Origin of the sequence: Mucilaginibacter rubeus (assembly GCF_014643835.1) — a bacterium.
In the GTDB taxonomy this organism is placed as follows: Bacteria; Bacteroidota; Bacteroidia; order Sphingobacteriales; family Sphingobacteriaceae; genus Mucilaginibacter; species Mucilaginibacter rubeus.
On sequence record NZ_BMKD01000001.1, the window covers coordinates 1,062,105 to 1,086,404 of the forward strand.

At 43.9% G+C, this 24,300-nt stretch carries 30 protein-coding genes; 3 read left to right on the plus strand and 27 right to left on the minus strand.

Annotation, left to right across the window (positions count from 1 at the left end; genetic code table 11):
* Nucleotides 1-17: 17 nt before the first annotated feature.
* Together IEX80_RS04225 and IEX80_RS04230 are read right to left on the minus strand one after the other, a co-directional pair.
* The gene (locus tag IEX80_RS04225) at nt 18-983 is read right to left on the minus strand and encodes a phage exclusion protein Lit family protein (RefSeq protein WP_188832013.1); all 966 of its coding nucleotides are present in this window, start codon (nt 981-983) and stop codon (nt 18-20) included.
* 51 nt (nt 984-1,034) lie between these two features.
* On the minus strand, nt 1,035-1,256 hold the full coding sequence (locus IEX80_RS04230; RefSeq protein WP_188832014.1) for a DUF6965 family protein: 222 nt from the start codon (nt 1,254-1,256) through the stop codon (nt 1,035-1,037).
* Nucleotides 1,257-1,325: 69 nt separating this feature from the next.
* On the opposite strand from IEX80_RS04230, the gene IEX80_RS04235 reads away from it, so the two are divergent.
* Nucleotides 1,326-2,558, plus strand: a complete 1,233-nt coding sequence (locus tag IEX80_RS04235; RefSeq protein WP_188832015.1) for a hypothetical protein — start codon at nt 1,326-1,328, stop codon at nt 2,556-2,558.
* A gap of 306 nt (nt 2,559-2,864) precedes the next feature.
* The gene (locus IEX80_RS04240; protein ID WP_188832016.1) at nt 2,865-3,644 is read left to right on the plus strand and encodes a hypothetical protein; all 780 of its coding nucleotides are present in this window, start codon (nt 2,865-2,867) and stop codon (nt 3,642-3,644) included.
* Nucleotides 3,645-3,887: 243 nt separating this feature from the next.
* Here the strand turns inward: IEX80_RS04240 and IEX80_RS04245 are convergent, their stop codons facing one another.
* The 12 genes from IEX80_RS04245 to IEX80_RS04300 all read right to left on the minus strand — a co-directional run bounded on the left by IEX80_RS04245 (nt 3,888) and on the right by IEX80_RS04300 (nt 12,625).
* Nucleotides 3,888-4,721, minus strand: coding sequence for a DNA adenine methylase (locus IEX80_RS04245; RefSeq protein ID WP_188832017.1), 834 nt, complete (start codon nt 4,719-4,721; stop codon nt 3,888-3,890).
* Nucleotides 4,722-4,738: 17 nt separating this feature from the next.
* Nucleotides 4,739-4,939, minus strand: coding sequence for a hypothetical protein (locus tag IEX80_RS04250; RefSeq protein WP_188832018.1), 201 nt, complete (start codon nt 4,937-4,939; stop codon nt 4,739-4,741).
* 216 nt (nt 4,940-5,155) lie between these two features.
* Nucleotides 5,156-5,656, minus strand: a complete 501-nt coding sequence (locus IEX80_RS04255; RefSeq protein ID WP_188832019.1) for a hypothetical protein — start codon at nt 5,654-5,656, stop codon at nt 5,156-5,158.
* Nucleotides 5,653-6,525 carry a hypothetical protein gene (locus IEX80_RS04260; RefSeq protein WP_188832020.1) on the minus strand — a complete coding sequence of 291 codons (873 nt, stop codon included), beginning with the start codon at nt 6,523-6,525 and terminating at the stop codon, nt 5,653-5,655. Before IEX80_RS04260 ends, IEX80_RS04255 begins: the two co-directional genes overlap by 4 nt.
* A gap of 19 nt (nt 6,526-6,544) precedes the next feature.
* Entirely contained in the window at nt 6,545-6,865 is a 321-nt protein-coding gene (locus IEX80_RS04265; RefSeq protein ID WP_188832021.1) for a hypothetical protein, read from the minus strand.
* The gene (locus IEX80_RS04270) at nt 6,855-7,463 is read right to left on the minus strand and encodes a hypothetical protein (RefSeq protein WP_188832022.1); all 609 of its coding nucleotides are present in this window, start codon (nt 7,461-7,463) and stop codon (nt 6,855-6,857) included. The genes IEX80_RS04265 and IEX80_RS04270 overlap by 11 nt, the downstream gene beginning before the upstream one ends.
* 6 nt (nt 7,464-7,469) lie before the next feature.
* Nucleotides 7,470-8,252 (minus strand): DUF4099 domain-containing protein, encoded by a 783-nt coding sequence (locus tag IEX80_RS04275; protein WP_188832023.1) that lies wholly within the window; start codon nt 8,250-8,252, stop codon nt 7,470-7,472.
* A gap of 10 nt (nt 8,253-8,262) precedes the next feature.
* Entirely contained in the window at nt 8,263-9,471 is a 1,209-nt protein-coding gene (locus IEX80_RS04280; RefSeq protein WP_188832024.1) for an ArdC family protein, read from the minus strand.
* A complete protein-coding gene (locus IEX80_RS04285) occupies nt 9,461-9,637 on the minus strand; it encodes a hypothetical protein (protein ID WP_188832025.1) in 177 nt (58 codons plus the stop codon). Before IEX80_RS04285 ends, IEX80_RS04280 begins: the two co-directional genes overlap by 11 nt.
* 17 nt (nt 9,638-9,654) lie before the next feature.
* Nucleotides 9,655-10,146, minus strand: a complete 492-nt coding sequence (locus tag IEX80_RS04290; protein WP_188832026.1) for a M23 family metallopeptidase — start codon at nt 10,144-10,146, stop codon at nt 9,655-9,657.
* Nucleotide 10,147: 1 nt separating this feature from the next.
* Entirely contained in the window at nt 10,148-10,570 is a 423-nt protein-coding gene (locus IEX80_RS04295; protein WP_188832027.1) for a hypothetical protein, read from the minus strand.
* Nucleotides 10,571-10,591: 21 nt separating this feature from the next.
* Nucleotides 10,592-12,625 carry a TraM recognition domain-containing protein gene (locus IEX80_RS04300; RefSeq protein WP_188832028.1) on the minus strand — a complete coding sequence of 678 codons (2,034 nt, stop codon included), beginning with the start codon at nt 12,623-12,625 and terminating at the stop codon, nt 10,592-10,594.
* A 98-nt stretch (nt 12,626-12,723) separates the two neighbouring features.
* On the opposite strand from IEX80_RS04300, the gene IEX80_RS04305 reads away from it, so the two are divergent.
* Entirely contained in the window at nt 12,724-13,761 is a 1,038-nt protein-coding gene (locus IEX80_RS04305) for a hypothetical protein (protein ID WP_188832029.1), read from the plus strand.
* A gap of 2 nt (nt 13,762-13,763) precedes the next feature.
* On the opposite strand, the gene traN is transcribed toward IEX80_RS04305, so the two are convergent.
* The 13 genes from traN to IEX80_RS04370 all read right to left on the minus strand — a co-directional run bounded on the left by traN (nt 13,764) and on the right by IEX80_RS04370 (nt 24,300).
* Nucleotides 13,764-14,606 (minus strand): conjugative transposon protein TraN, encoded by an 843-nt coding sequence (traN, locus tag IEX80_RS04310; RefSeq protein ID WP_188832030.1) that lies wholly within the window; start codon nt 14,604-14,606, stop codon nt 13,764-13,766.
* A gap of 14 nt (nt 14,607-14,620) precedes the next feature.
* Entirely contained in the window at nt 14,621-15,826 is a 1,206-nt protein-coding gene (locus tag IEX80_RS04315; protein WP_188832031.1) for a conjugative transposon protein TraM, read from the minus strand.
* Nucleotides 15,827-15,844: 18 nt separating this feature from the next.
* Nucleotides 15,845-16,276 (minus strand): hypothetical protein, encoded by a 432-nt coding sequence (locus tag IEX80_RS04320; protein WP_188832032.1) that lies wholly within the window; start codon nt 16,274-16,276, stop codon nt 15,845-15,847.
* Complete coding sequence (gene traK / locus IEX80_RS04325; protein WP_188832033.1) at nt 16,248-16,874, minus strand: conjugative transposon protein TraK; 627 nt, start codon at nt 16,872-16,874, stop codon at nt 16,248-16,250. The genes IEX80_RS04320 and traK overlap by 29 nt, the downstream gene beginning before the upstream one ends.
* A gap of 66 nt (nt 16,875-16,940) precedes the next feature.
* Nucleotides 16,941-18,059, minus strand: a complete 1,119-nt coding sequence (locus tag IEX80_RS04330) for a TraJ family protein (protein WP_160845188.1) — start codon at nt 18,057-18,059, stop codon at nt 16,941-16,943.
* A 10-nt stretch (nt 18,060-18,069) separates the two neighbouring features.
* The gene (locus IEX80_RS04335) at nt 18,070-18,858 is read right to left on the minus strand and encodes a hypothetical protein (protein WP_188832034.1); all 789 of its coding nucleotides are present in this window, start codon (nt 18,856-18,858) and stop codon (nt 18,070-18,072) included.
* Between the two features lie 4 nt (nt 18,859-18,862).
* Nucleotides 18,863-19,534: a hypothetical protein gene (locus tag IEX80_RS04340; protein WP_188832035.1), complete on the minus strand. Its 672-nt coding sequence runs from the start codon at nt 19,532-19,534 to the stop codon at nt 18,863-18,865.
* Between the two features lie 6 nt (nt 19,535-19,540).
* Nucleotides 19,541-20,197: a hypothetical protein gene (locus tag IEX80_RS04345; protein ID WP_188832036.1), complete on the minus strand. Its 657-nt coding sequence runs from the start codon at nt 20,195-20,197 to the stop codon at nt 19,541-19,543.
* Nucleotides 20,194-20,862, minus strand: a complete 669-nt coding sequence (locus tag IEX80_RS04350) for a hypothetical protein (RefSeq protein WP_188832037.1) — start codon at nt 20,860-20,862, stop codon at nt 20,194-20,196. Before IEX80_RS04350 ends, IEX80_RS04345 begins: the two co-directional genes overlap by 4 nt.
* Nucleotides 20,863-20,879: 17 nt before the next feature.
* Complete coding sequence (locus IEX80_RS04355; protein WP_188832038.1) at nt 20,880-23,339, minus strand: TraG family conjugative transposon ATPase; 2,460 nt, start codon at nt 23,337-23,339, stop codon at nt 20,880-20,882.
* Nucleotides 23,311-23,616, minus strand: a complete 306-nt coding sequence (locus tag IEX80_RS04360; RefSeq protein WP_160845194.1) for a DUF4133 domain-containing protein — start codon at nt 23,614-23,616, stop codon at nt 23,311-23,313. The genes IEX80_RS04355 and IEX80_RS04360 overlap by 29 nt, the downstream gene beginning before the upstream one ends.
* Entirely contained in the window at nt 23,613-23,927 is a 315-nt protein-coding gene (locus IEX80_RS04365; RefSeq protein WP_158993902.1) for a DUF4134 domain-containing protein, read from the minus strand. Before IEX80_RS04365 ends, IEX80_RS04360 begins: the two co-directional genes overlap by 4 nt.
* Nucleotides 23,928-23,970: 43 nt before the next feature.
* On the minus strand, nt 23,971-24,300 hold the full coding sequence (locus IEX80_RS04370) for a DUF4134 family protein (RefSeq protein WP_188832039.1): 330 nt from the start codon (nt 24,298-24,300) through the stop codon (nt 23,971-23,973).

Here is a 24,300-nt window from a genome sequence, read left to right on the forward strand (position 1 = left end):
AATTACTTTAATCGTCGTCAAGCCTTCTCTTTATCAATTTGATCGTATAGATATCTTAGCACTTCGTCAAAAGTTTCATGCCAGGTTATGTTATCGGGATCGGCAGGTAAGTAGCTGACTTGATGAATATGCAAGAAAAATGATAACCCCATATTCAAGGTTTGATCAATGTTCATTTGATACCTGACATCCTCGAACTTTATCTTATTCATCAGATTGAAAAGCCTTGTATCGATATCGGGATGCCTTTGCTGTTTAAGTTTTGCCGGACCGCTGATGACGAACAAAGCTGAAAGCTGAGCTACAATGCATCCCAAAGCTTGGTTGTAAGATGCGTCATTTAGTTCAGGACCAATCAACATGTCAAATGCATAATTGTCAGCTTCTGCCTCAAGAACTTTCAATTCAAATAATTCCTCCTGCGTGAGCTCTTTTGCTGGCTTCTCGACCAGAGAGAGATAGGCAACGTGATTATTGGCAAGATGGGCAACCTCATGGTATAAAAGAAATTTTAGAGCTTCGGTAACCAACACATTCGCCATACGTACTTTCAAATCAGAGTCAGTTGGGTTTGGCATAAATTCCGGCCATTCCGAATAGGCATCCTTTAAGGAAAATCCCCACCCTATTAGGTAATTCATTTCGTCCAACCCAGTTGTAGTTGAATTGTTAATTTGAATAACCTTTTGGTCTTCCACCACTAACTTTTGCGTGGCTTCATTTAAAAAAATAAAATTATAGCATAGGCACCAAAGGAAGGACATAAACGGTTCATGAACCTCAATCCGTTGGGAAACAAGATCCACTTTCGGTGTTTTTAAGGCACATTGCTCGGGATTGAAAAAGATACCCCGGCGGATAAGGCCATTGTTAACCAATTCGTCAAGCCTTTTAATAGTTAACGAGCTGTTTTCATAAAACGAATCAATAATCCGGTCATATAAAACCCGGATCGGACTTTGATATGAAGGCAAATCTGACATATCTAATTGATTTAATACAAAAATACTAAAAAAATTAGTGTGTTTTTGTCATCAAAGTTTTGGTATTTCCGGCCCGCTAAACGGGTTTTCAATAGCATCCATGATCTGTATTAACCTGTGCCTCGCATGGCTATTTTTGGGATCGTTCCGCATCATCTCTATATTCCGATCCACCGCCTCTTTTACATTAAACTGGGTTATGGCTCTGTTGATCCGCAATGTTTCCGGTAAAGTAGTCTTATCAAAGTAAGCTATTAACTCCTGAACTGTCATTGGGCAAAAATAGAAAGCCTACGACTACATTGGGATTATTTTTTATATTCATTTTTTAAAGCAAATATTATGAACAACTCACGGGGCTTATTATATCCAGCATTGCATAAATTCTATAGCGCCTTGAGTAGTTTAGAGAAATTTGAAAAAGGAACTAACTTCTTCGATAATATAGGCTACCTGGATAACTTTTTCTCAGAATACAGAAATATAACTTTTGTGCTTCAACATTCTTTGGCGCATACCGACTTTTTAGCTACCTATGAAAAGCTGCGCAATGAGTACCTTGTCAATAGTGTGGGTAAATGGTTTGTTGAAAAGCGTAATGAGGTATTAAAACAACAGCCATTTGATCTGGAAAAGCGCATTGTTATCACTATCTATTCCGCTGAGGCCACGGTATCGCTTCCTGAATTGATTTTTACGATTGATAACGATGTAGAAATTTCGACAATTGTAGATTCCTTGCGGGTCACCTTTATGAGCCTGCGGCAACTTGAGGTAATGTTTTCATCCGAGTTTTTCTTTTATGAACACGGCCACACTGAAGACCTGTACGATAGCTTTATTTTCGGAATTAACCAAATGAGGCTCCTTTTGGCGGTGTTGAAACAGGCTATAAACGAGCATTGCAAATTATCCGATGAGCTGGAAAGTAAAATCGAGTTGATGAATTTCTACCGGGTACCTAAAGATTTCCTTTTAGTGGATGACTATGTTTTTTTTGCTAAGAAAGACCGTTTTGAAAAAGGGTCAAGAGTTACCATGTGGGGTGGTCACGGCCAAACAAAAAGCCCAATCGAAAACCTCAATAAAGCTTATCCTAATGGCGACCTGTTCAGCAAATTTGAATTGATGCACTTGGTTACTTTCCAAATGCAAAAAACATTGTTACCCTCTTGCCTGGTTGTATATGGCGATGACACTTTTGAATTGCTAACATTTGGGTTTTCGATCAAAACAACGGTTTATCGTAAATTTAACGAGATTGCCAAACGCATTGAAGCAGATGCCATAACTAATGTACTTTTCGTGACCGAAATGTATGTCTACGATCCAAAGCATCTTAATGAGGATAGTCGTGAAAGGGTTAAGCACGCCCAAAAAGAGATTTTGGCATTTTATATGGTTGACAAGGAATTGGCTATGAAGTCCCACGCCTATGATACCAACAAAGTAGATGATTTTAACTATATCGCCTCGGTAATGTTCGTGAAACCAAAGAAGCCTGAATTACCATATTTTATGAACCCCGTCATACGGGAATTCGACAGGCTGAAATCAAATCAGAAGACACTTTAAAAGAGTAGCTAAAGCGTAGCTGCCAAACCCTGTGCAAAATGCCTTTGAAACAAAGTTCGGTTGATTTGTACGTCTCCGGAACATTTTATAAAGATCAAGGCCAAATTCCGGACATCGGTCTTTTTGCCGTTGGTTTTAAAAAATAATACGTAAACTTGTGTGTGCTTATGGCAAGCCAGCTCGTTCGTGCAAAGATTTCATCAGCCATTTGGTTAATAATGCAAACCCACCAAGCTTATTATCCTAACAAGATTACGAACGCTACACTCATTGGATAATAAAATTGGTACATAAAGGAAATGTATTATGAAACCTATTGATTTTTTTAAACTTCAATCCAAAAATCTTTTTAAGGATTACAAAACGCAAAGGCCTGCTACCGAGGCTGACCCTTCTTATTTTGGATACGATCCGAAATATTTCGACATCAATGGTCTGTTCCTGGACTATGATATCGATGAAGAAAATTTCAGCCTGATGAATGCACAGCACCTGATCGCCAAGTTGGTCGGATTTCGAAAGTGGACTGACCTTGTGAAAGCATCTGCTACCGAACTCGAACTTGCGAAGATGTTGTTTGATAATCAGCACAAGCTTAGTGCCGAAGACTGGCAGATGTATGTCCGCGGCGTTGAATCAGAAAACAACACTACCTTATCGCCTGAGTTTAAACTCGAAATTCTTGTACAAGTGTTCGTTAATGTTGATGGCCATGAGAGTACGTTCCAGGATTACCGCCTGAAACCAAGTCAACCAAGTGAGATAAAAAGTGAAATAACAAATCGGATAATTGCCAAGACCGGCAAGAAAATTACGTCACTTCCATTAAAAGGGAAAAATCGGGACGGATTTGTTGAAACTGCCAAAAGCGTCTTTGAAACTGTTATCTGGCGAATGGAACCTCAACATCCTGAAATTGTCCGCAAGCTTTGGAATCCGGAATCTTACATTGATAACGTTCTGTTAAAAGACGATATGCTGCCTATTGACAGGGACTATGCACTTTCGCTGATTGATGCATTTTTGGTTCACCATGTTCTCGAACTCGCGATCCAGGCGGACGAATTGGCGATAAAACTTAATTGATAGCATCGAGCCGTTTGTTATTTAACCTATCACTCAAAGTTATCTTGTCTAAATGGACTGGAGAATTATTTTTGTACACAAAAACACCCCGGCCCATATTGGATCGGGGTGTTTGTTAATATATCTTTTAAATATTAACTTGCGCTTCGTGAACTGGTAACCTTACCAGTTTATTGTGATAAGGTTTAGGTACGCCCCCTTGCAGCGATTGCAGTGGGGCGTTTTTTTACCAAACCAAATCAGTTAAAATAATAACTGGCTATAGTTTTGTGCTAAATGAAATGGGTAATTGGCGATAAGCATTTCAGTCTTTAACTTTTGCTTGCGGTTTTTGGAATTAACGGCTATCGGCTGAATAATAGCAAGTTTTACCCACCCATACTGTTTGACATACCTCGCTAAAACACTGGAAGGGTAAGCGGACAATAAGAATTTACCTTTTATTTTAGCCAATAAAAAGAGCAAGTTCTCAAAATCCTGCTCGGAATAGCCATCATAATGCCCCATATCGGAATTGAAATACGGCGGGTCGCAATAGAAAAAACTGTTTTCATGGTCACGGCTTTTGATAATTTTTAAAGCATCCGTACATTCCAACTGGCAGTTTTTCAACCTTTTGACCAGCCTTTTGGTAAAGTTGTCAATCTTGGTTTGAATCTTTCCGTTCATGGTATTACCGGTAATATCATACCCCCAGCCACCATCTATCATGGAGGCGAAACTTTGGCAACATAACACCCAGGTTGCCCAGGCACGCTTAACTTCGGAAAACATGTCGGTGTTATTATAGATAACCCAAGCATGGCGGTGCAATTCCCGGCTATGGAGTGTAGCTTTAATTTCCTCATATAAAGCTTCATAATTTTGTTGTATGACCCGGTAAAGGTTTATCAGTTCGCCGTTGGTATCGTTTAGCACTTCCACTTCGGAAGGGTGTTTAGCAAAAAATATCGCGGCACCTCCTGTAAATGGTTCTGCATAAAGCATGTGCCTCGGTATCATGGTAACAATCTTTTCGGCCAGATTTTGCTTGCCGCCATAATAAGTAACAGGCGTTTTGATTTGAACATTGCTCATGGAAAAGATTTATGGATTTAAAGTACATCGGTTAAAGTGAGGTCGACAACCTGGTCATTGATTAGCAAGGATACCCGGCACTTTACGCCTGGTGTACCCATACTTTGTACTTTGAAGATTTTGCCGTTATGGATAGCATGTGGCGAATCTTCCGGCACTTGAACCAAAGCGGTGCCGCTCGCCCTGATCCGGTCGACCTTAGCAAGAATGTGTTTCATGGTTTAAAAAATTTGCGGTTGGAAAAAGCCAGGTCTAAGCCGCCCAGCCCGTTTGAGAAAACGGGGCTGGTGAAGGGCGGCTTTGTCCTGGCGCGGGTGCCTGAAGGTGTGCGGGCGTTCCCGGCGCAAGCGATCCCGGCGATAGCGGGTACGCATGCGCAAAGGGTTAGCCCGCATTCATGCAAGGCATGGGAGAAAAAACGTTTAAGAAAGTACTTAACGGCCTATTTTACGGTTATCGTCCTGATCATTTTTTATCCCATTTATCCGAAACTCATTATACTTTTTACCGGTGAGATAAGATAAAACTTCCAGTTCGTGCAGGTCTAAACTTTGAGCAAGAATATGGCGTGTGAGATAGGTTTCCTTTTCGGCAAGTTGTTCCGGATTTTCGGCCGCATTTATAAATGCCCGAAGAAGATCTGCCTGTGGTGATAAAGGCTGCTGCTGTAAACAAGTATAGGTATAAGTGCCGCGATCCTCATAGGGTACACGAAAGTCTATCTTATAGCTAACATCGAATTGCTCGGCTATTTCGCTCAGGCTCCTGATTGGGGGTATCCAGCGCGAGTCAAAATGAAGCGCGTTATCATAAACCATAATTGAAAGAAATGGCGGGGTGTGTTCCTCCATTTTGTTAAAATGATCCAATATTGCTTGTTCGTTATCGCCAGCAAACACAACAGTGTTCATACAATGGCCGGTAAGACTGCTCATCTTCCTCTTGTTACATTATTCGCCTCACTTTCCGTCTGCTCAAATGAATTGGAGATATCATTTTCAACAACTTCCTGGCGTTTAACGGTTGTGGTTTTACCTTGTTCATCATTGGTTCTTGCTGCTGCTTTTTCCGGCCATATTTCCTCATCCCTGACCTCTTTCATATTTTTATCATAGATGTCAAAAGATTTCATAACCGGATTGGCAGCAACCAAAACTGGAATTGCTTTTTTACCCATGGTTAGTTCAGTCTGCCAGTAATTACCATTGCGCATAGCTTGAAGTCCCTCTGATTTGGTGGCTTCTTTATCCAGCCCCTTTAAAGGATATTTAGTTATGCCATTTTCAAACTGGTAGCCATATTCAGGCCTTAATACCTTCAGCGGATGATTACCATATGCATCCTTAACATCCAGCTGCAACTTAAACCAAGCCTTGATTTTTTCGGATTTTTTCGCATCAGCTTCCGCGCTTTGTGGCCTTACGTAGATATCCTTTTCAAATGATTGGCCGGATAACAATTTATAAGCCTGTAAAGCCGTAATGCGATGATCCCTTTCAATGTCGAAGGTTTGCTCACGCGGCACAGATTCTCCGGTTTTATGCAGGGTAACATCAATAGTGTTTAAGAAATAGGCATCGCCGTCCTTTTGCCTGTTAAAGTTAAGGCCGTACTGAATGTAATCGCTTTTTGGAGCGTTGACATCCTTGCTTTCCAACGGCCTAAGAAGATTACTGATACCCAGGGTAAATTTGGGCAACTCGCGGCTGATCGCCGATTCCAATACCGCATTTAGCTTTTCGCCGAAACCAAGGCTGGTTTGCAGTTTTTGAAGGTATTCCAGGTTTTTTTCATTCTTTACCATAATAATTAAAATTTAGTGATTAAAAAAGTTTGTATTGTTGACCGATGGCCGGAGGTTCAAAGCCATTTTCCCGCGCGAAGTATTCCCCGAATTCTGTAACCAGCTCTGCTATATCCCGGTAGGCCGTATCTTCCAATACTTCAGTATGAAAGAAATGTGAACGATAGCCTGTTTCGCTGATGATTGGGCTTTCTGAGCGAAACTCCATGTGGCTGACCAATGGCTCGTTTTCCGGATCGGGATGCTTATCCAGCCAATAATAGCGGTAAGCGACCTGTACATCCTGCCCGTAAACTTTGATTTCCAGGTCGACGTTTTGTTTAAACTGTTCAGGTATCATAGTTGGCAAATTGTAATTCGGTAAATGAAGGCAGGCCACGCGGCGGCTTATGTGTTCGCATGCCAGCCCGCAATCCGGTAAGCCGCTCAAATCGACTTAGTGAAAAAACTCCACTGTCTACAATAAAAGGCTTACCGCAGAAGGTAATCATTACGTGCTCATTCATGATCTGGAAAGAAACAGTACGGCCCTTAAACCACGTAGCTATTGCCGCATCTGCAATGCGGCCTACAAGATTGGCATCAAAAATCAGGTGCCAGCGCGCCAAAGGAAAAGTTGATTTTAAATCCTCCACTTGCGCGGTAGATGGTAATAACCCTACTGCCGCAAAAGCAACTTGTTCAGGAAATTTTAATAAAAATGCGCGCTGCGAAATAAAGCAAAGTAGTTCAGCGGCTGAATAACTGATATACAGATCGGCAATCAGATTTGGATGGTCGGCATTTGCCAGCCAAAATTCCGAGGTGGACGGGACGCGATGCGATTCCGGTGCCCAACTTTCGACGACTTCGTTGCCATAATGAAATATCAACCGGCCATCGGTATATTGAAGAAATGGAGTGAAAAGCTTTATCACCTCCGGCTTGAGGCCAAACATGGGAGGTTATCTTGCGCGGGTTTTGTTATAGCCCCTTGTTTCTTCAGTTTGCTGTTCGGTAGCTTTGAATTTCTTGGCAAAATGTTTTTCCATTTCGGCATAAGCCTTTTTGAAAGCTGGTGTCTGCTCGCCGGCTTGTTCTTTTTTATCGCTGTTTAACAGATGCCTTAAACCCCGGATCAACAAATAAGAAATTCCGCCGTCAAGCAATACGGATAATATCAAAGCTGCGCGGTCTGCGCGGATACCTTTGGGGTCGGTTGCCCGGTGCTGCAACTCGGTGCCGTCCGGCAATCTCACCTTAAAGCCTTTTTGAAAATCGTCCTTTTGCCAATCTTTTAGTTTATAGCCATTAATTTTATCAGGGGCGATAACCAGGCTTGGATCAAAAGAGATAAACTCTCTGGTATCAGGATCGTATTCAAAAACAACTTCTTTTTTCCCTGGGCCTGGGATAATCTTGTCAATACTTTGGGTTTTGCCAGTAATCAATGCCTGTGCTTCATCTTCGTCCAGTAGTGGCGGAATTAAAGGCTGTTTATAAATGGGGTGTAATTTAAAGCTTACCTGGCCATCCGGGTTCCTGTCCAATGATAATTTAGCATCAAGCTGTTCAATGTGGACACCACTCGTATCAAGGTTTTTTAGGCTCATTAAATTCGTTCGCCGTCCGGCAAGCAAAGCTTCAACATCATCCGGGCTGAGGATATAATTTCCGGTCTTATCAACCAGGCCGAGGCTTTCCATTTCCTGCTTCGGTAGTTCATTGACATAAAAAGGATTTTTCATAATTCTATTGTTAGCGTTTTAATTGATAATTATTATTGACCTCTATTTCTGAAATTTCGGAGTTCATCGCGTTTAGAGATTCAATTGTTAATACTTCAGGTTTTTGCTGTTTGGCTTCTAACAGATTTTTGTACAACAGATCCTCCCGGCTTAAAATAAATTGCTGGCCGCTTCCGAGGTCTTCCATTTTCAGCCGACCGTTTTTTAGGTTTTCGTTCACCTTAAAAATTGTCCCGTTATAACTGATATGATCGTTTTCCGTTAAAAGGTGACTGGACACCTTTTTATCGTCGGCAAAAGCAGTTAATTCCATGTTTCGTTTTCTTTCCAGGTCAAGCAGGTAGGTATAAATCTTTTCCGCATCGGCTGCAGCGCTGTGTATCTCAAAAGGATGATCTGTTAAAATGCTGATCCAGCTTTCCACATAAGCGGTATGCTGGCTGGGGTCATGGCCGATTCGCAATTCATCGCCAATCAGCAGGGACGCAATTTCTGCCCGTAATTCTTCCCGTGCGTAATCTTTAGTCCCAAACTTATTTAACAGGCTGCGGTCAAGTCGGCTTTCATGGCCAGTCCAATGACCGAGTTCGTGAAGGGCGGTTGCATAATATTTGCTCGGCTCATCGAACTGTTGTTTAAGGGGTAAAGTGATATTATCCTTAAAGGGGCTATAAAAAGCGCGATTTCCCGGAATATGCTGAATATCTGCACCGGAACTTTTGATGAGTTGTTCTGCTCTTTCCAGCGGTTCCCAACCAAGGGAAGAAATATCGGGTATGACCAGTTCGGGAATGCCGTTGACCTGCTCAGCGTTAAAAACAGCAAAATTGGTAATGATTGGCCTGTTCAACTTTACGGTAATTTTTACAGGATCACCTTTATCATCCTTAACCACCTTTCCGTTCTCATCCCTTTTCGTTCTTTGCTCGAACAATTTAATAAACTGGATAGTAGTTGATTTCGATCCTTTGCTTACCTGCCAGCCATTATCGTCGGCTTGTTTATAAGTCATCCACCGGGGATCGTGCCTTCCGCTCATGATAAGGGATAATGTATTGATCCCCTGGTAGCGGTTGCCGGTGACGGCGTTGTAAGGCAATTGAAATGCTGGCAGGCCCTTGCTGTTCCAGGGCTTTTGCCAGGGCGCGGTACCGGCTTTTAAAGCTTCGATTAGTTTCTCGGCTACTTCCACATGAAGTGCCTTTTTTTCATCGGCCATGTTCAGCCTCCTTTCTTTCGTCAGGGTCGCCGGGAAATTCATCGGCGTAGTCAACGCCGTAGATCAATGCTTCTTCGGGTGTCAGTTCTAGTTCCTGACCTTCAGCAATTAGTTGTAATTTCCTTTCCAGTGATCCGAGATGACTGTTTTGATATTCATAAATCATAATGCTTCGTTTTGGGGTTAAGGCGGCAATGCATTCATGCCGCATAAAAAGGCCAGCGGGGATAATTCATGGCCATGATATTTAATGGAAAAATGCAGGTGTTCCCCGGTAACCCTGCCCGTAGCTCCGGTGATTCCTATTAGCTGGCCAGCGGTCACCTTGTCATCGGGTAAAACTGCAATGGCAGATAAGTGTCCGTAAAGGCTTTGCACATCGTCCGGATGGGTAATCAGAATATAATTCCCAATTAATGGATTATTGCCAATTTTGCAAACTACACCATTCATAATGCTGAATACGGTATCGTTACGCGCTGCCAGGTCGACGCCTTTGTGGAAATGAAACTCACCAGTTATGGGGTGAATGCGCCAGCCAAACCCCGAGGTTTGCTTAAGATGTTTCAAAGGGAAAGCAATCTCTAAACGGCCACTATCCGATTGACTGAAAGCCGTTAAGTTGAACAATAGCAATAAAAAACATGCTGCTAAGGACAATCTTTGATATTTCATATTACCTACTGTAACCAGGTTTAGATTCTTGTCCGAGGTTCAGCCCACGATCAATCCATTCATTTAATGGCATCAAAGCCTTGGACCATAAGACTTCGCTAAATGCTGCAAGATTCAAAGCCTCAGTGATATCTTCATTCCTACCGGATTGTTGTAGCAGGTAGATATTTAGGAGTTCCAAAAGATCAGCCCTCGGCATCGTTTCAATTCCTTGGCGAAGATTGGTAATCAGATCGGCTGGAGGCCGAAGAACAAGCAAAGCGTCAGCCCCATACAGCCCGAAAAGGCCATCTTCGAACTTTACATAGATCTCATCATTTTCATGAATGACATTCGTAATGATGCCATTTTGCCCTTGTTTAATAACAGGGTCAAATGTTAGTTCCGGGTGCACCATGACCGGTGTATCAATGAGTTCGTGCATAATCCTATTTTGGTTAATTGATTAATGTTTGTGGGCTGGCTTCATGGTGCCTTTTGCTGTTCCTGCGGGTTGCTGTGGCGGAATTTTCCGGAAGGTCATTGTCATGGCTTGCACCTCATTTGTGATCCGCAAGTAGTTGCTGCGCAGTATGTCATCCTTTTTGCCCTTAAAATCATAGAATAGCGGTAAGTCCTGGTAGGCTTTTTCCTCCGCTTTTATGGCATCCAGATCGAGGTTAATGCGGCAATTGATAGCGGAGGTTTCGTATTTTCCGGTATATTTTTCTACCGCATCCGAGGCTAAAAGCCCTACCATTTCCCCGGCTTTCAAGGAAGCTATTTTACCAGCTGGGATCAGCGGTTCGAGTTTCTCGTTTAAGGATAGCGATGTTTTATTGCGGTCAATACTCAGGCTTTCGCCGGTTTGTTTAACCTTACCAAACAAGCGTTCCAGCCATTCCAGCGTATCCTTATTTCGAACTGATCCTGACAATACATTGCCCATGACCGAGGTAATGGTTTCGGCGGTTTCTTTACCATATTGCTGCCTCAGCATAGGCAACTCCTGCATTCCCAAAAGGACAGATACGCGATTACTTCGTGCCTGGCTAACGCATACATCCACCCGATGGCAATACAAACTTGGGCTTTCGTCGACCACAATCCCGACCGGGATATTACCTTTAGAATTGACTTCGCGCAAGATGCAATTCATCACTACAGAATAGCAGGCGGAATTGATACTTTGGGTACTTGGGTCGTTGGCCAGCACCAAAATTCCGGGATGGTTAGGGTCGCTTATTTTTAGGTCAAAATCATCACCGGAGAATACCCAAAAAGTTTCTTTTGTCGCCATACGGCTAATAAAGATCTTCAAAGTGCCGACTTGTCCCTCCAACTGCTCAAAGGCTTTTGCCCGGTAAGCAGTTACGAATGGCGATAGTAATGAGGCCAGTTCTGGCTCTGAAAAGAGCGTGGTAAACACTTCCTCGTAAGGCAGGTTTAAAAAAGCCAGCACATGAGGTAAAGTGGAATATTTACCATCCTCATATTTACTAAAGAAGTAAATGCAGGCCGCTAAAAAATTGACAGCGCTTTGCGTAAAAAATTGGTCACTGCCACCGCTCTTATCGCCTTTTTTTAATGCTTCTACCAGTGCTTCGGCATTTTCGGAGGCATCAGCAAGGGTTTTGAGATACTTCTTGTTAAAAGGGTTAATCCGCCTGCTCTTCTCCGGGTCATTCAGGTTCACCACATGAAAGGTGTAGCCTATGCATTTCTCGTTTTGTCTAGCAAGCAGGTAATGATAATAAACTATCTTACCCAAATCCGGAAACTTCAGGTCGTAAACGCAAAGTGTGAACTCGTTGGCTATCATCTGCCGGATAACAGGCATCACAATCCCAAAGCTTTTCCCGCTTCCCGGCACCCCCAACAGCAAAATTCCTCTGTATAAATTCTCTAAAACGAGGTAACCTTGCCTGACTTTATTTTTAAAATAGAACAGGGTCGGAATATTGACGGCGTTGGTTGCCAGTAGTGGCGTAGTTCGCTGCATGAAAGATTCTTCCTCGACGTTCCATCGGTCTTTGCCAAGCCTGGCGCTGATCATTTTGGAAACGTTATCCATTGAAGTGTGGATCAGAACAGTTCCCGTAAATGCAAAAGCGATATAGGCGATCTCATACCAGTTTAAGCCATAAAAAACAGGCAAACCTGGATGCCCGTAAAACCATAGGCCTCCGAAAAACAACAATAAACCTGAACTTAAAGGATAGGCAACCGAATTTTTAGGATTAAAATCCTGCTGCTTTTTGCTAAGTGTGCCGACGGAAACCAGGCAGATCAGGATTAGGGTAAAAAGCTTGCTGTATAGCGGTTGCTGGTAAATCTTCAGGCGATGCAGCCGGTCAATAAAAAAAGCCAGGCCTTTGTAGGCATGGCTTTGTAATAATTGGGGGCCGTAGATAAAGCAAAATATTTCGAGTGCTACGGACAAATAAATGGCAGCCTGCAGAAACCTATGCTGGCTTTGCTGCTCTTTGCTTTCTTCCATAAAAGTTTAATGATGCGCCAGAAATTGGCAATTATCCAACCCGGCAGTAATGACTATTTTTGTAATGGCACGAGGTTGTGCCTTTTAAATCACTCGCGATGACGCTTATTTCTATGGTCAATGGTAACGGCTATCCGGTAATTGTAAGTGACAGAGCAATTTCACTGCCTGATAGTAAGCAAAAAGTGATATTGCCAACAACCAATCAGGAAACTTATTCGCCTACACCTGTAGCCGATTTTCGCGTAAAAACAGCAATTATTAAGGACATACTATGTGTAGCGTTTGCTGGTGAAGTCAATTCAATAGAGCAGGTCTATGATTGGATAGTCGATTTTTTCTTACATCGACCAATCAACGTACAGACCTATGAAGAAATGCTTAACGAAATACAATATGGCAATGAAATATCAGTCTTATTTGCACTTGGTGGCTCAGAGTTTACCGAAAATCGTTTAATGGTAGCTTACTCCGGTGAGTGGATTCGTGATCAAAGCAAGGAACAACTGGACATCATCTCTTGTGGGACAGGGGCTGCTCGTTGGACTGAACACTTTGTACATTATGCCCCATATTTAGAAGAAACGGGCATTCGTTCTGTAGATTGCAAGCAAAGAGCGTTGTTATCTTGCATTTCCTTTCTTAGTCATGAACAAAAAACAACTGAGTTACTACAGGATGGTTGGGGTGGTGGATTTGATGTCGTTTATTACGAAAAAGGCCAATTTCATCGTTATGAAAATCTTTCTTATGCTTTTTATTACTGCAATGCAGGTACACCAGACCGATTAATATCCTATTCAATTATTCATAACAGTTATCTTCAAGGTAATGCTATCGTTCGTAATCTCGCGGCGGACAATCCTAAAATTCATATTATCAAACAATTCCGGGATCAAGAACCACTTGAACAAAAACTATTGACTCTTGATTGTAAAAGTTACGAAGTTGTAAGCTGCATTTTTATCTACAAAGACGGTAAGTACCATAGTGACCTTGTTGTCTTCGTTGATGATACTGATCCATCGGCACCTCCAATGCTTTACACAACTATAGTGGGTGACAAATTTGGCGTCCAATACCGACCGATTTACATTGATAAACTGAAAGAAGCTGTACGGTTATATCTAAATTAAATTTACAATGCATCCGCATCAAGGACATCCTTGTATTTTATTTTAAGGGTAATCGTCCTGCCGGATATCTGTTTTTCAGTTAGTTCCACGTTCAGAATTTTGCTATCCGGGAACGTGACCTTTTTAAAAACATAAATATTATGGTACTCCCTTTTAAAAGATTCCTGCGGGTAAAGTTTCCAATCGGGCTTAATCTCTATAGACTGTACGTTGGTTGCCTTAGTGATCTTTTTATCCTCAATCTTAAAGCGCAGTTCGTCGATGTCGTATGGCAGGTTAGTTTTGTTCTGAAAAGCCACATCTAAGAAAACGTGATCGCCTACGGTATAAACATGGTTAAGTATAGCCGTCAGGCCATATGCTTTAGCTTTTCGGATATCGGATTTTTTACCCCTATGTAAAATATCCATCGCATAGGTTTTCATTTGCGGGGTAGTCAGCGTTATTCCCGGAAAGTCAAGCGGCCGGCATTGTTCAGGCTGTATCGCAATCGCTGATGGTATTTGCTGGCCGGGCGAATTGGTAAAGACCAAGCGGTACTGTGCTATAAAGCTTTCGCCTACAATGGTGATCACGCCGAGGCCGGTGCAGTCCTGCTGTAGGTGTCGCAGCGAATCCGGCACCAGCTTAATGCGCAGCAGATTTTTCACTGGCATGTCGCCCACAATACTATGACTGGAAATGTCTGCATACTGGATGGGTTCAGGCGATAAAAAATGAATGTCTGCCTGGCTGCTGATCTCAATTTGCGGCAGCGAATCAATATTAGTTCTACCACGGCTTTGGGCAAAAAGAATGTGTGCCGCGCCTAAAAGGGCGGTTAACAACAAGAAAACTTTTTTCATAAATGTTATTGTTTTTATTGGTGGTTACGGAGGGTTTCGGGGTCAATCAGGTAAACGAGGGTATTGTATTTCAATTTGGCTTTATTCTGGCGTATTAGCTTGCTTACGGCGGTGGTGGTCGATTCAAACATGCGCGAAACTACGCTCATCACCATCTGATTATTGTTATCTGCGGATTGCTGTAAGGTCAGGCCTTGGCTGGCATCGCTGCCGAGATCTTTTGTAAAATCCCGAAATGCGGACGCCGGAACATACAGGCCGGGCAAACCGTCATTATCATAAATGGATAATTTGACGGGCAGTAGCTGGTCGCCTTCCATAATGGATTTTATGGTTAGTAATACTCTTTGCCCGGTAAAGCCGGATATTTCTGCATAAAGATAAGTTCCCTGTTTAACCAGGAAATGACCGGCCATCATATCTTCCAATAGCCGGATGCGCAAACGTGAACCTGCATAACCGGTAATATTTTGATCGACAATGGCGCGGATGAGTCCGTCATGCTGTTCCGGCATGATGGTATTAAAAGCAGCGGTTGAATTGCTGGCTTTAGTTACCGGCAGCGTTTTTTCCTGTGGTGTTGCCGCTGCCAGTTTTTCCACTAAAGCTTTTTTCTGCTGCGCCTTATAGTCCGGGTCATGTGATTTGTCCATGCTATCTATGAGCGCCATTTGCTGGCGGAATAATTGCATAGGATCAGCATTCTGCGGGTTGCCGCTATTGATGTTTTGCCTGGGCTGGCTTCGCATTCGGTTAAGTGCCTCTGCCAATGCCTGATCTGATTGGTTATGTTTTGCGGGCTTGGTTGGAAGCGCCGATGCATCAGGAAAACCGGAATAATTAGGCGATAACGACCGCGACCTTTTGCCTTTATACTTAGCGGCAACTGCTTTTTTCAAGGAGTCAAGTTTCCTTTTCTCGGCATCGTTATAGAGATTTGGCGCTGCCGAGGCAGTCGTCGTATCGTCCTGTAACTGGTTGATAGCGGTGTAGCCATCCGCTTTTTTGTACTGGTCGCGGTAGGCATCCAGTTTGTCGGATAAGGTACTTTTCTTAACCTGGTCGGAAACATCGGCCAGGTTATCCTGTAGGGTATCCTTTCCTTTGGCAACCGCTTTTGCCTTGCCAAAACTGCTTTTATAAGTATAAAAAAGTAGCAGGAAGAAAGGCAGCAGGATAAGCGGCAGGACGTACCTGGGGCTTTTAAAATTTACTTTCATGAGTTAATGATTTAGTTATTAATGGTTGGGCCGGGATTTTTTAAGCAATGCGCGCAGGCTTTCCATCTGTATTAGCGCTTGATTCAGGGTCAGGCTGTCGGCATGGGTAAGGGTATCTTTTTTCAACAGCAGATCGACCTGTTGCTGGGTAGCCCATAAAGTTTGCAATGCGTTTGCGGTGCTGATGATCTGGCCAAACCCGGAAGCTGTATTTTGAACCGATGATCTTACCTGTAGGATAGGCTTTTGCCGCTCCCGCATGACGGTAAAAGCCAATATGCCTGAAAATAGAATGGCGATAACCATAGCAGTAAAAACCTGGCGGGGATATTTTTCCATTAGCTGGCGGCTTTTTAAACCTGCGCGCTCGAAATAAATACCAAATTCCTTTTTCAGTTCGCTCCCCAATGTTTTACCGGGGTCACGGTTGGAAGTTATTTTTCTGAACATTATTGAGGTCTTTGTTTTCAAGGGTTTTCCATTGGGTAATCAGAACAGCGTTGGGATTATTATCCGAACGCACGTCGAGGTCTTTGAGGTAGCCCTCCGTGACCAGGGAACGAGTCAGGGTGCTGCTCCTGCGGTCAATCTTCTGTTTACCATAATACCTGAAATATTTGTGCGGCATGTCCAAATAAACCGAGTCCATTGTTATGGTGAGCACGGCGCTGGAGGATAAAATGGAATTGAAAAATCCTTTTTCCTTAAGGTTATTATATTGTAAGGCACCGCTTTCATCGACGAGATACATCGCCTGTTTCATTTGGTATTCGATGTATTTATCATCGGGAGTCAGCGTAAAAAACAGGCTGTGAAACCGGATAATGTCGGAGCGGTATTCGGCTGCACGGTTCATCTGCACATCGGTTTGCCTGGCCAGTACGGGGGTGCTGTTGGCATCCAGTACATAGACACTTTTACGGGCTATTGCAACCTGTTTATAGGCAAAAAAACTAACTATACCCACCATTGCCAGGGCACATAAAAAGCTTCCTGCGGATAAAAAGGTAGCCAGCCTGATCTTTGATTCAATGTTTTTTATAATCATAATGGGCTTGGAAATAAAAAAAGCCGCCTTGTTGGGGCAGCTTTTTAATGGTTAATAAAGAGGTTATTAAATCTTGGCGATCATACGGGTAACTGTCGCTCCGAGGCTGGAAGCGCCGCGTCCCATAGTAGAGGCTGCCGAGGTAATACCTGATGTCGACACTATCCAGGTGGATATGCTTGGTACTGTCAACATAGTTAAGCCGCCTATCAAAAAGGTTACTATGACCATTCCAAAGGATAAAATACCATTGGAGGCGAACCAGCCTAACTTCTCCATTGAGTTTCCCGCCGAAGTATCCAGTAACTGCTGGAAACGGGTAATTTCAGCCTCCATTGCAAACTGCTGAAATTGAGTGGCGATATAGAGTACGAGGAAAGCTATTCCGCTGTACAGGTTGACTGATATAAACCGGGCGACCCAGGTGGTAAACGAATCCCGAAAAGCGGGCATAATACTGACTGCGACGGAAAACGGCCCGAGTATAATCAGTATCGTTGAAAATATGATCTGTATAAAGAATATGATGTAAACACATATTCGTAATATCCAGATGGCACAAGTTTCCAACAGGGACGTGACCAGTAGCTGAAGTCCGACCTGCAGCCGGTTTCTTAATTCAATAATCGGGTTCCATATTTGTGCAAAGCCATCTTTGACGGCGGAGGTGACAGATTCCCATGCTTTCCCGTACCAGGTGGTGGCCTCATTGCTGGCAACTTCGGTTTGTGCCTGCATACTCATCAGCGAGTCGGCAACCGTTACCATTAATTGCGCCCGTTGCACCCGCAGGTCGTTTAACTGGGTTTCGCTGCCGTTAAACAGGGCGTTGGTTTTGCTTTCGATGACGTCCGTTGGAAAGGCCACTACTTTCGTGAAAGTTCCCCACCAAAGTATTACCATGACTAATCCGAAAGGCCGAAGCAGTGGCATGACTTCCAATTGCTTATCTCCCGACATCATTTCGTATGCCTTTAGTGAAAAAAAGATGATCATAAAAATGGCGGCAAGCGCCTGGGCATCGGCAATGAAAGTATCGTATTGTCCCCAAATGCTGGCTTTCATAGCCTGCAAAAAGTGCATGATACCGTCCTCATAAACGCCGTTGCCTTGCAAAAAATTAAAGGTGTCCTTAAACGAATCAGATACGCTGACCGGCTGGACTTGCAATAACATACCGAGCATAAATGATGAGTTAAAGTTTGTAATTGGCTAATATTTCATCCTCGATTTGCTGGTCTGACTTGTAGCCAGCCGGAATGGTGACAGTAGTTGCGGCGGGCGATTTCAGGCTTTTAGCCTTTTCGCTCAACGCGAGGAAGGTACCAGCTTGCTGCTTTTTCGTCGCCCAGGCCGCATTTAGCCTGCGGTATTCTGCCAGCAAACGATAATAGGTTAAAATACGCGAACCCCGGTCAAGTGTTGTCGTTCTCGCAGTGTTGAGCCGTTCGGAAAGGCTGTGGGATTGTTCAACGTACCAGTTGTACGTACCACTGCTAACAAGATAACTTTGCACTTTGGATGATACGCCGCTTAATAACTGGCTATCCTGCTGGTTAAGCAAATCCTTAAATTCCTTACTGTAATATAAAAGCCACAAAGGATCTGCGGAGGATACCAGTCCCGAATAATTGACGGCCTCAGATACAGCGGTATTACGCAACGTATCAGCCTGTAATTTATAAGCATTGTCGGTGTTCTGCATGGCGGCGACAAGTGCCAGCCTTTGAGTCTGCGGGCCGGACGGACCGAGCGGACGGAGATCGGTTTTATGATAGTTCGGGAACCAAGCCCAGGTCAACCAATATAGCGGGTTGAGCCAAAGAAAACCATGGGTCGGGGTAAAATCATTTTGATTCCATTGCTTAAAAACCATGCGCTCCTGCTGGTAACGGACTGATTGGTCGTTGACATACATTTGGGCAAAGGTGTATTTGCCCAAGCATAGCAATAGTATTGCTATGATGGCTGTTTTTTTAATCATAAACTTATTGTTTTAGTAATTGATACTGGAGTAATAGCTGGTCGGCCAGGTGGGTGTCCTGATTGATAAATCCCTGGAAAGGATCGGCTGATTTGATCACGCCGTTCAGCTTCGCGAAATACATGGTTTTGTAAATACTGTAGGAAAGCGCCCGCATAACCTGCAAATCAAGGATCACCTTGCGCAATAAAAAATCGCGCTTTTCATAATCCATCAATACGTTGTCGCCCTCCTTCAAAATAAAGGACGATACTTCGGATACCAGATTGATGCCCCGCGTTTTCATTTGCTCGGCATTCTGCTGGGCGAATAATAAGAATAAGGGATCGGCTTTGGCGAGGTTTGTGATCTGGCTACATTGCGTCGTGATATCGCCGATGATTTCCGCGACCTGTTTTACGGCCAGCCCGTCTTTGAGTGTGCCGTCAACAGTAGCGAGAGACTGGTGGATCATATCCTGTACCATTACAACTGAACTAACGTTAAGATTAATATTGTCTAAATCCTGCTTAATCTTATTCAAGGAACTTTGGTGTGTGTTTTCTGCGGCTTCCCTCGTCAGGCCGTTTTCGTTGACGATGGCAAAATGTTGTGCATCAAAAATGATCGTTTGGGCGTAGGTTTTCAGGCTGCCTGTAATGCACAGGGTTAAGCCCATCAATAAATATTTTTTCATGGTTTTTCATTTAAGGGCTTTGGCGTTCCGCATAATGTCATCCACCAGACTTTTATCCTGGTTGATAAAACTGCCGAACGGGTTGCCCGATTTGGAATGGAGTTGATTGTTAAAATTGACAATGGAGTTTAGCAGACCTCGGGATGCGCCGTCGATGCGGCGCAATTCGCTGACTACATAGCTGAAAAGCATTTTGCGGTCACTGGCCTTCATTTGGTTTACGTCGCCGATACTTAAAATCAACCCGGCGCAATATTCAGTTAAAAGGGTTGCCTGATCAGCAAGGTCAGCTTCTGAATTCACGGCCAGCAGGATCAAAATGGGATTGCCCTCGCATTGCGCTATAATTAGTTTTTGCTGGCTGACAATTTCGTTGACCAATGGAGCGGCTTCCAGCCCGATCTCACCTGCATCAATCACTAAGCCGAGCGTATGAAAGCGGCTTTGGATATTGCGATAGGTCGTTTTCAGGGTGGTCATTTGTGATTTGTTCACGTCCTCGTTTGCTGTTACCGTCGCCTGATTCGATCGTGCGGTTGTTTGGCGGTCGTGTTCAGACTGGCTTTCGGTAACCAGCTGGTCGATCAGTTCCACGTTGGTTTGTGCATAACCCATTTTTACCAGCAGCATTAGGCCGAGGCTTAAATAAACCAGCTTTTTCATTGCTTCAAGGTTTTGGAGTTTTGGATGATGTTGTCGCCGATCTGTCGGTCTATATTGATAAAGCCAGAGTACGGATTCAGCGATTTCAGGATGCCGCGCATTTTAGCATAATACATCGTTCGGTACATGCCATAAGCCACGCCCCTGATAATGGATAATTCACTGACTATGCGGTTTAGGAGTTTGGCTCTTTCACCGCTGTCCATTAAATTGCTCTGCCCGCCTTGTAATATGAAGGTGCTTACCTCGGCTGAAAGAGCGGTCGCCCTGGTCTTAAATTCCGTAGCCCCTTGTTGGGCAAAGAGCAATAACACCGGATCACTTTGGGCAAGGGTGGCCGCTTTATTGACGTCGGTTACAATGTCGCTGCTGATCTCGGCAATATCTTTAATGGCCAATAGGTTCGACATGACGGAGGACACCTGACTTAATCCTTTGTAAATATCCTTTTGTAAGGAATTAACAGCGGTTAACTGGCCGGTGACGGCAAGCTGGCCGGTTTGGATGAGCGTTAATTTGTTGTTAGTAGTATTCAACTGCCCGTTGATGATGCCCGAATGAACCGCCATTGCCGCCGCCGTGCTTGGGTCGACGTAGACTTCCTGGGCTGAAACTTTCGCGGCGCTAATTGCCGCAAGGATGATTACGAAAAATAATGATTTCATAGTTTTGAGTTTAATGGTTAAGCCGCATTTTGAGATAGTGGCCCGTGCTTATTCACTTGTTTCACAAAAGCTTCCAGCTTCAGACCTGATGTTTGCAGATCATTTACAAAGGCTGTTAATGCTGCGGGATAATCATGGAAAATGGCTACGTATTTTTCTACGGCACTTTTCTCCGGCTTTTCGGTTGTATAGGTCAAATACTGGAAGATGGATACCTCTACGCCATAAACCTCGCCTGTATTTCCCCTACGGATATAAACCTCTTTGAATTTTCCCCGGCCATCCTTGTTATCCAACTGGTTGATGGTGAAGATTTTCTTTTGTTCTGTTTCAGACAGGGATAACAATTTGGCGATCTCCTGGTAGTTGTCCTTAAACCGGGATTGATCCAGCAGCATAATAGTGTCTGAATTACTTAATATACTGTCCTTTACTACCGCGTTCCCTAAAATGTCACCGAGTTCCTGGGTAACCACTATTGCCTCTCCCCAAAACTTGCGAACCGTTTTGTACAAGTACAATAGATAACCTGCCATCAATGGCGACGCAATGGCTTTCCATGCTTCCTCCACGATCAGGCATTTGCGATGATCGGAACGGTAACGCATTTTTTGGATGAAAACATCCATAATGATGAGCGTGACAATGGGGAATAAAATGCGGTTTTCTTTAATAGAATCTATTTCAAAGACAATAAACCGCTCGGTAAACAGGGATTGGTCTGCCGCCTCGTTGAGTATGCTTTGAAATTCGCCACCTTTGGAAAACTTCTTTAACACATAACGAAACTCGTCCACGTCAAACGGAATGCGTTCTTCCTGCTTGATCTGTGGTATTTTGCTTAGAGCAAAATCATAAAAGGTGTTAAAGCAAAACGGATGATCGACTTCTCCAAACCCATAGCTATAATAAGCACTGATAACGTTGGAAATCACATCCCTTTCGACCGAAGAAATACTTCCCTCGGCACCTTTCCATAACAAGCTGATAAGGGTGACCAAAAAGTCCTTTTTCTCGATATTATATTCCGCTTCCGTGATCTGGAAGGGGTTCATCGTGATGGGCTTTTTATCGGTATAGGTGATGTACTTGCCGTTATAATAACTACATAGGCCGGAATAAGAATGCCCTGTATCTACAATCACCACATCCATGTTATACAGGAGGTATTGTTCAGTAAGGGAATTGATGAAGTACGATTTACCCGAGCCGCTGGGACCTAAACAAAAGCGGTTTCTCGCGCTGATCCTATTTTGCCGCATGGGCAGGTCTGAGGGGTCAATGGCTACTGGTATGCCCTGCCGGTCAGTGAACCTTACCAAAAAATCGGAGGGGTCATCGGTCAGCAGGGCTTCCTTGAAAAAAAAGCAAAGGGCAGCATCGGAGGTGGTCAGGAACCAGTCATACTTCTGCAATTCGACCGCGTTACCCGGTAAAATGGAGCGGTAAAGTTCCATTTGATTATAAGCGTTTTTGGATGGGATAATCCCTTGCTGAAACAGGGCTGCCTCGATATAATTTGCCGCCCGGCTTATTTTGTCATCCTGGGCGCAAACCATAATATTGAAATGGGCGTTTACCAGTAACTGGTTATCCCTGGCTACATCGGCCAGTAACTGATCGATGTCTTCGACGCATAGATTATTCGCCGGGTCAGGTACGCCTGAATGGCGCTTGCGTTTCAATTCCAGTTTATTCAGCGTTACCCGTTGCTGCGGAATTTCCAGTACCTGGTTAAAGATGATGCAATCGTAACCGGGCACGGTGTGCAGGAAACTAAAATTATCTACCGGCAGCGTACTTTTGGTTTGGCCTTCCTGCTTTTCGGTATAGGTAGCGACTTGCTCCGGCAAATCTATCAGGTCGGTATCGATCAGGCTGATACTGCGAATTGTGCGACCACCCATTTTGAGTTCCTGGTCAAGCGAAAGCAAATTATCGAGGGTGATCAGGTCACTGGAAAACGACATACCCAATATCCGTTTGACATATAGCTGAATGTCGTTTTCTTCCATTAAGATGGGCTGCAGACCTGCGCCTGATAACAGGTCGTTTGTTTTAAGCACCGACTGTTTGAATTCATTATGTGCTTTGTGGTCGAAAACATAAAAGGCATTGCGCTTGATCTGCCGGGTAATAATGAGGTAAGTATAAATTGCGGTGTATTCCCGTCCCTCGAAGTGCTCGTGATATTTCTCCTGCAAAAATTCGGCAGCGGGTTTGCCCTTGTATTGTTTCCGGCAAAAAACATCCTGCTTTTGGATGATATAACCTTCGCCTAAGATTTTAACGAGATTAAGCAGCAGGCCGTGATAACTATTATAGCCGTCCGGGTCGGCTGCATATTGAAGTACCGGATTTTGAATTTTAAAAATAACTGAGTAATCGCCGCGCAAACCATATAACAAGCTTAATCCGTTATGATGATCTATTCCCGCATACGGCAATTCAAAGGAGTTTTTCTGATGGGATGCCATGGGATTGAAAATTGACGGGGTGAACAAAAACGCCTTTATGGCGTGACTTGGAGTGGAGGCCTCCTTTCTGTTTTTGGAAAGTGTAAAAGAGTCCGCCTGCAATGGTGATGATGGTAACGGCACCGCCTAAATACATGCTGGTTAGTGCGCCAGTTAAGCCACCTGAAACCAATCCAATAACCAGCGAGCTGATTCCCCAGGCGATAAATTTGCCTTTGAAGCCTCGATAAATAAGGGGCTTTTGAAGCCCCTTATAAATTGCGTACTTGCGCATCATACCCCGAAAAAGGCCTTGATGACAACAGAAACCAACACCAGGAAAAGGCAAGATCCGCCCCAACCCATGATCTCCTTGTTGATGTCCTGGTCCCCTGAGTTCCACTTGATGTAAACCCGGACGCCGCCGATAATACCGACCACGGCACCGATGGCGAGGCAAAGTGTCGAAACGGGGTCTACATAACTTGTAAGGGATGAGGTGGCGGCATTGATGCCTGTCGTACCGCCTCCGGTTTGCGCGAATGCGCCTTGTGCTGCCAAAGTTACGGACGCAGCTACTGCTAACAGTTTCTTGTTTTTTACTGTCATAAAACTTAAAAAATAAAGGGGTGAATAAAAAAATGATGGATTGTTAAATCCCGTAAAGGGCTTTGATGAAGATGCCTGCGAGTATTAGAAACAGGCAGGAACCGAACCAGCCGATAACCTGTGCATCAATCGGGTGATGGTGCCGATGGCCTCGAATCTGCCAGTTGGTGTAGACCCGCAAACCGCCGATGATGCCAGTAAGCGCGCCGATAACCAGCACGAGATCTGAAAGGCTGAAATACACACTGTGGAGTTGCTGTGTAGCCTGGTTGAAATCATCGATGCCGGGCGGGTCTTGGGCGTAAGCCTTAAATGTGAAGGCAAAAAAAAAGACAGCGGATGCTGTCTTTAAAATCAATGATTGATTTTTCAT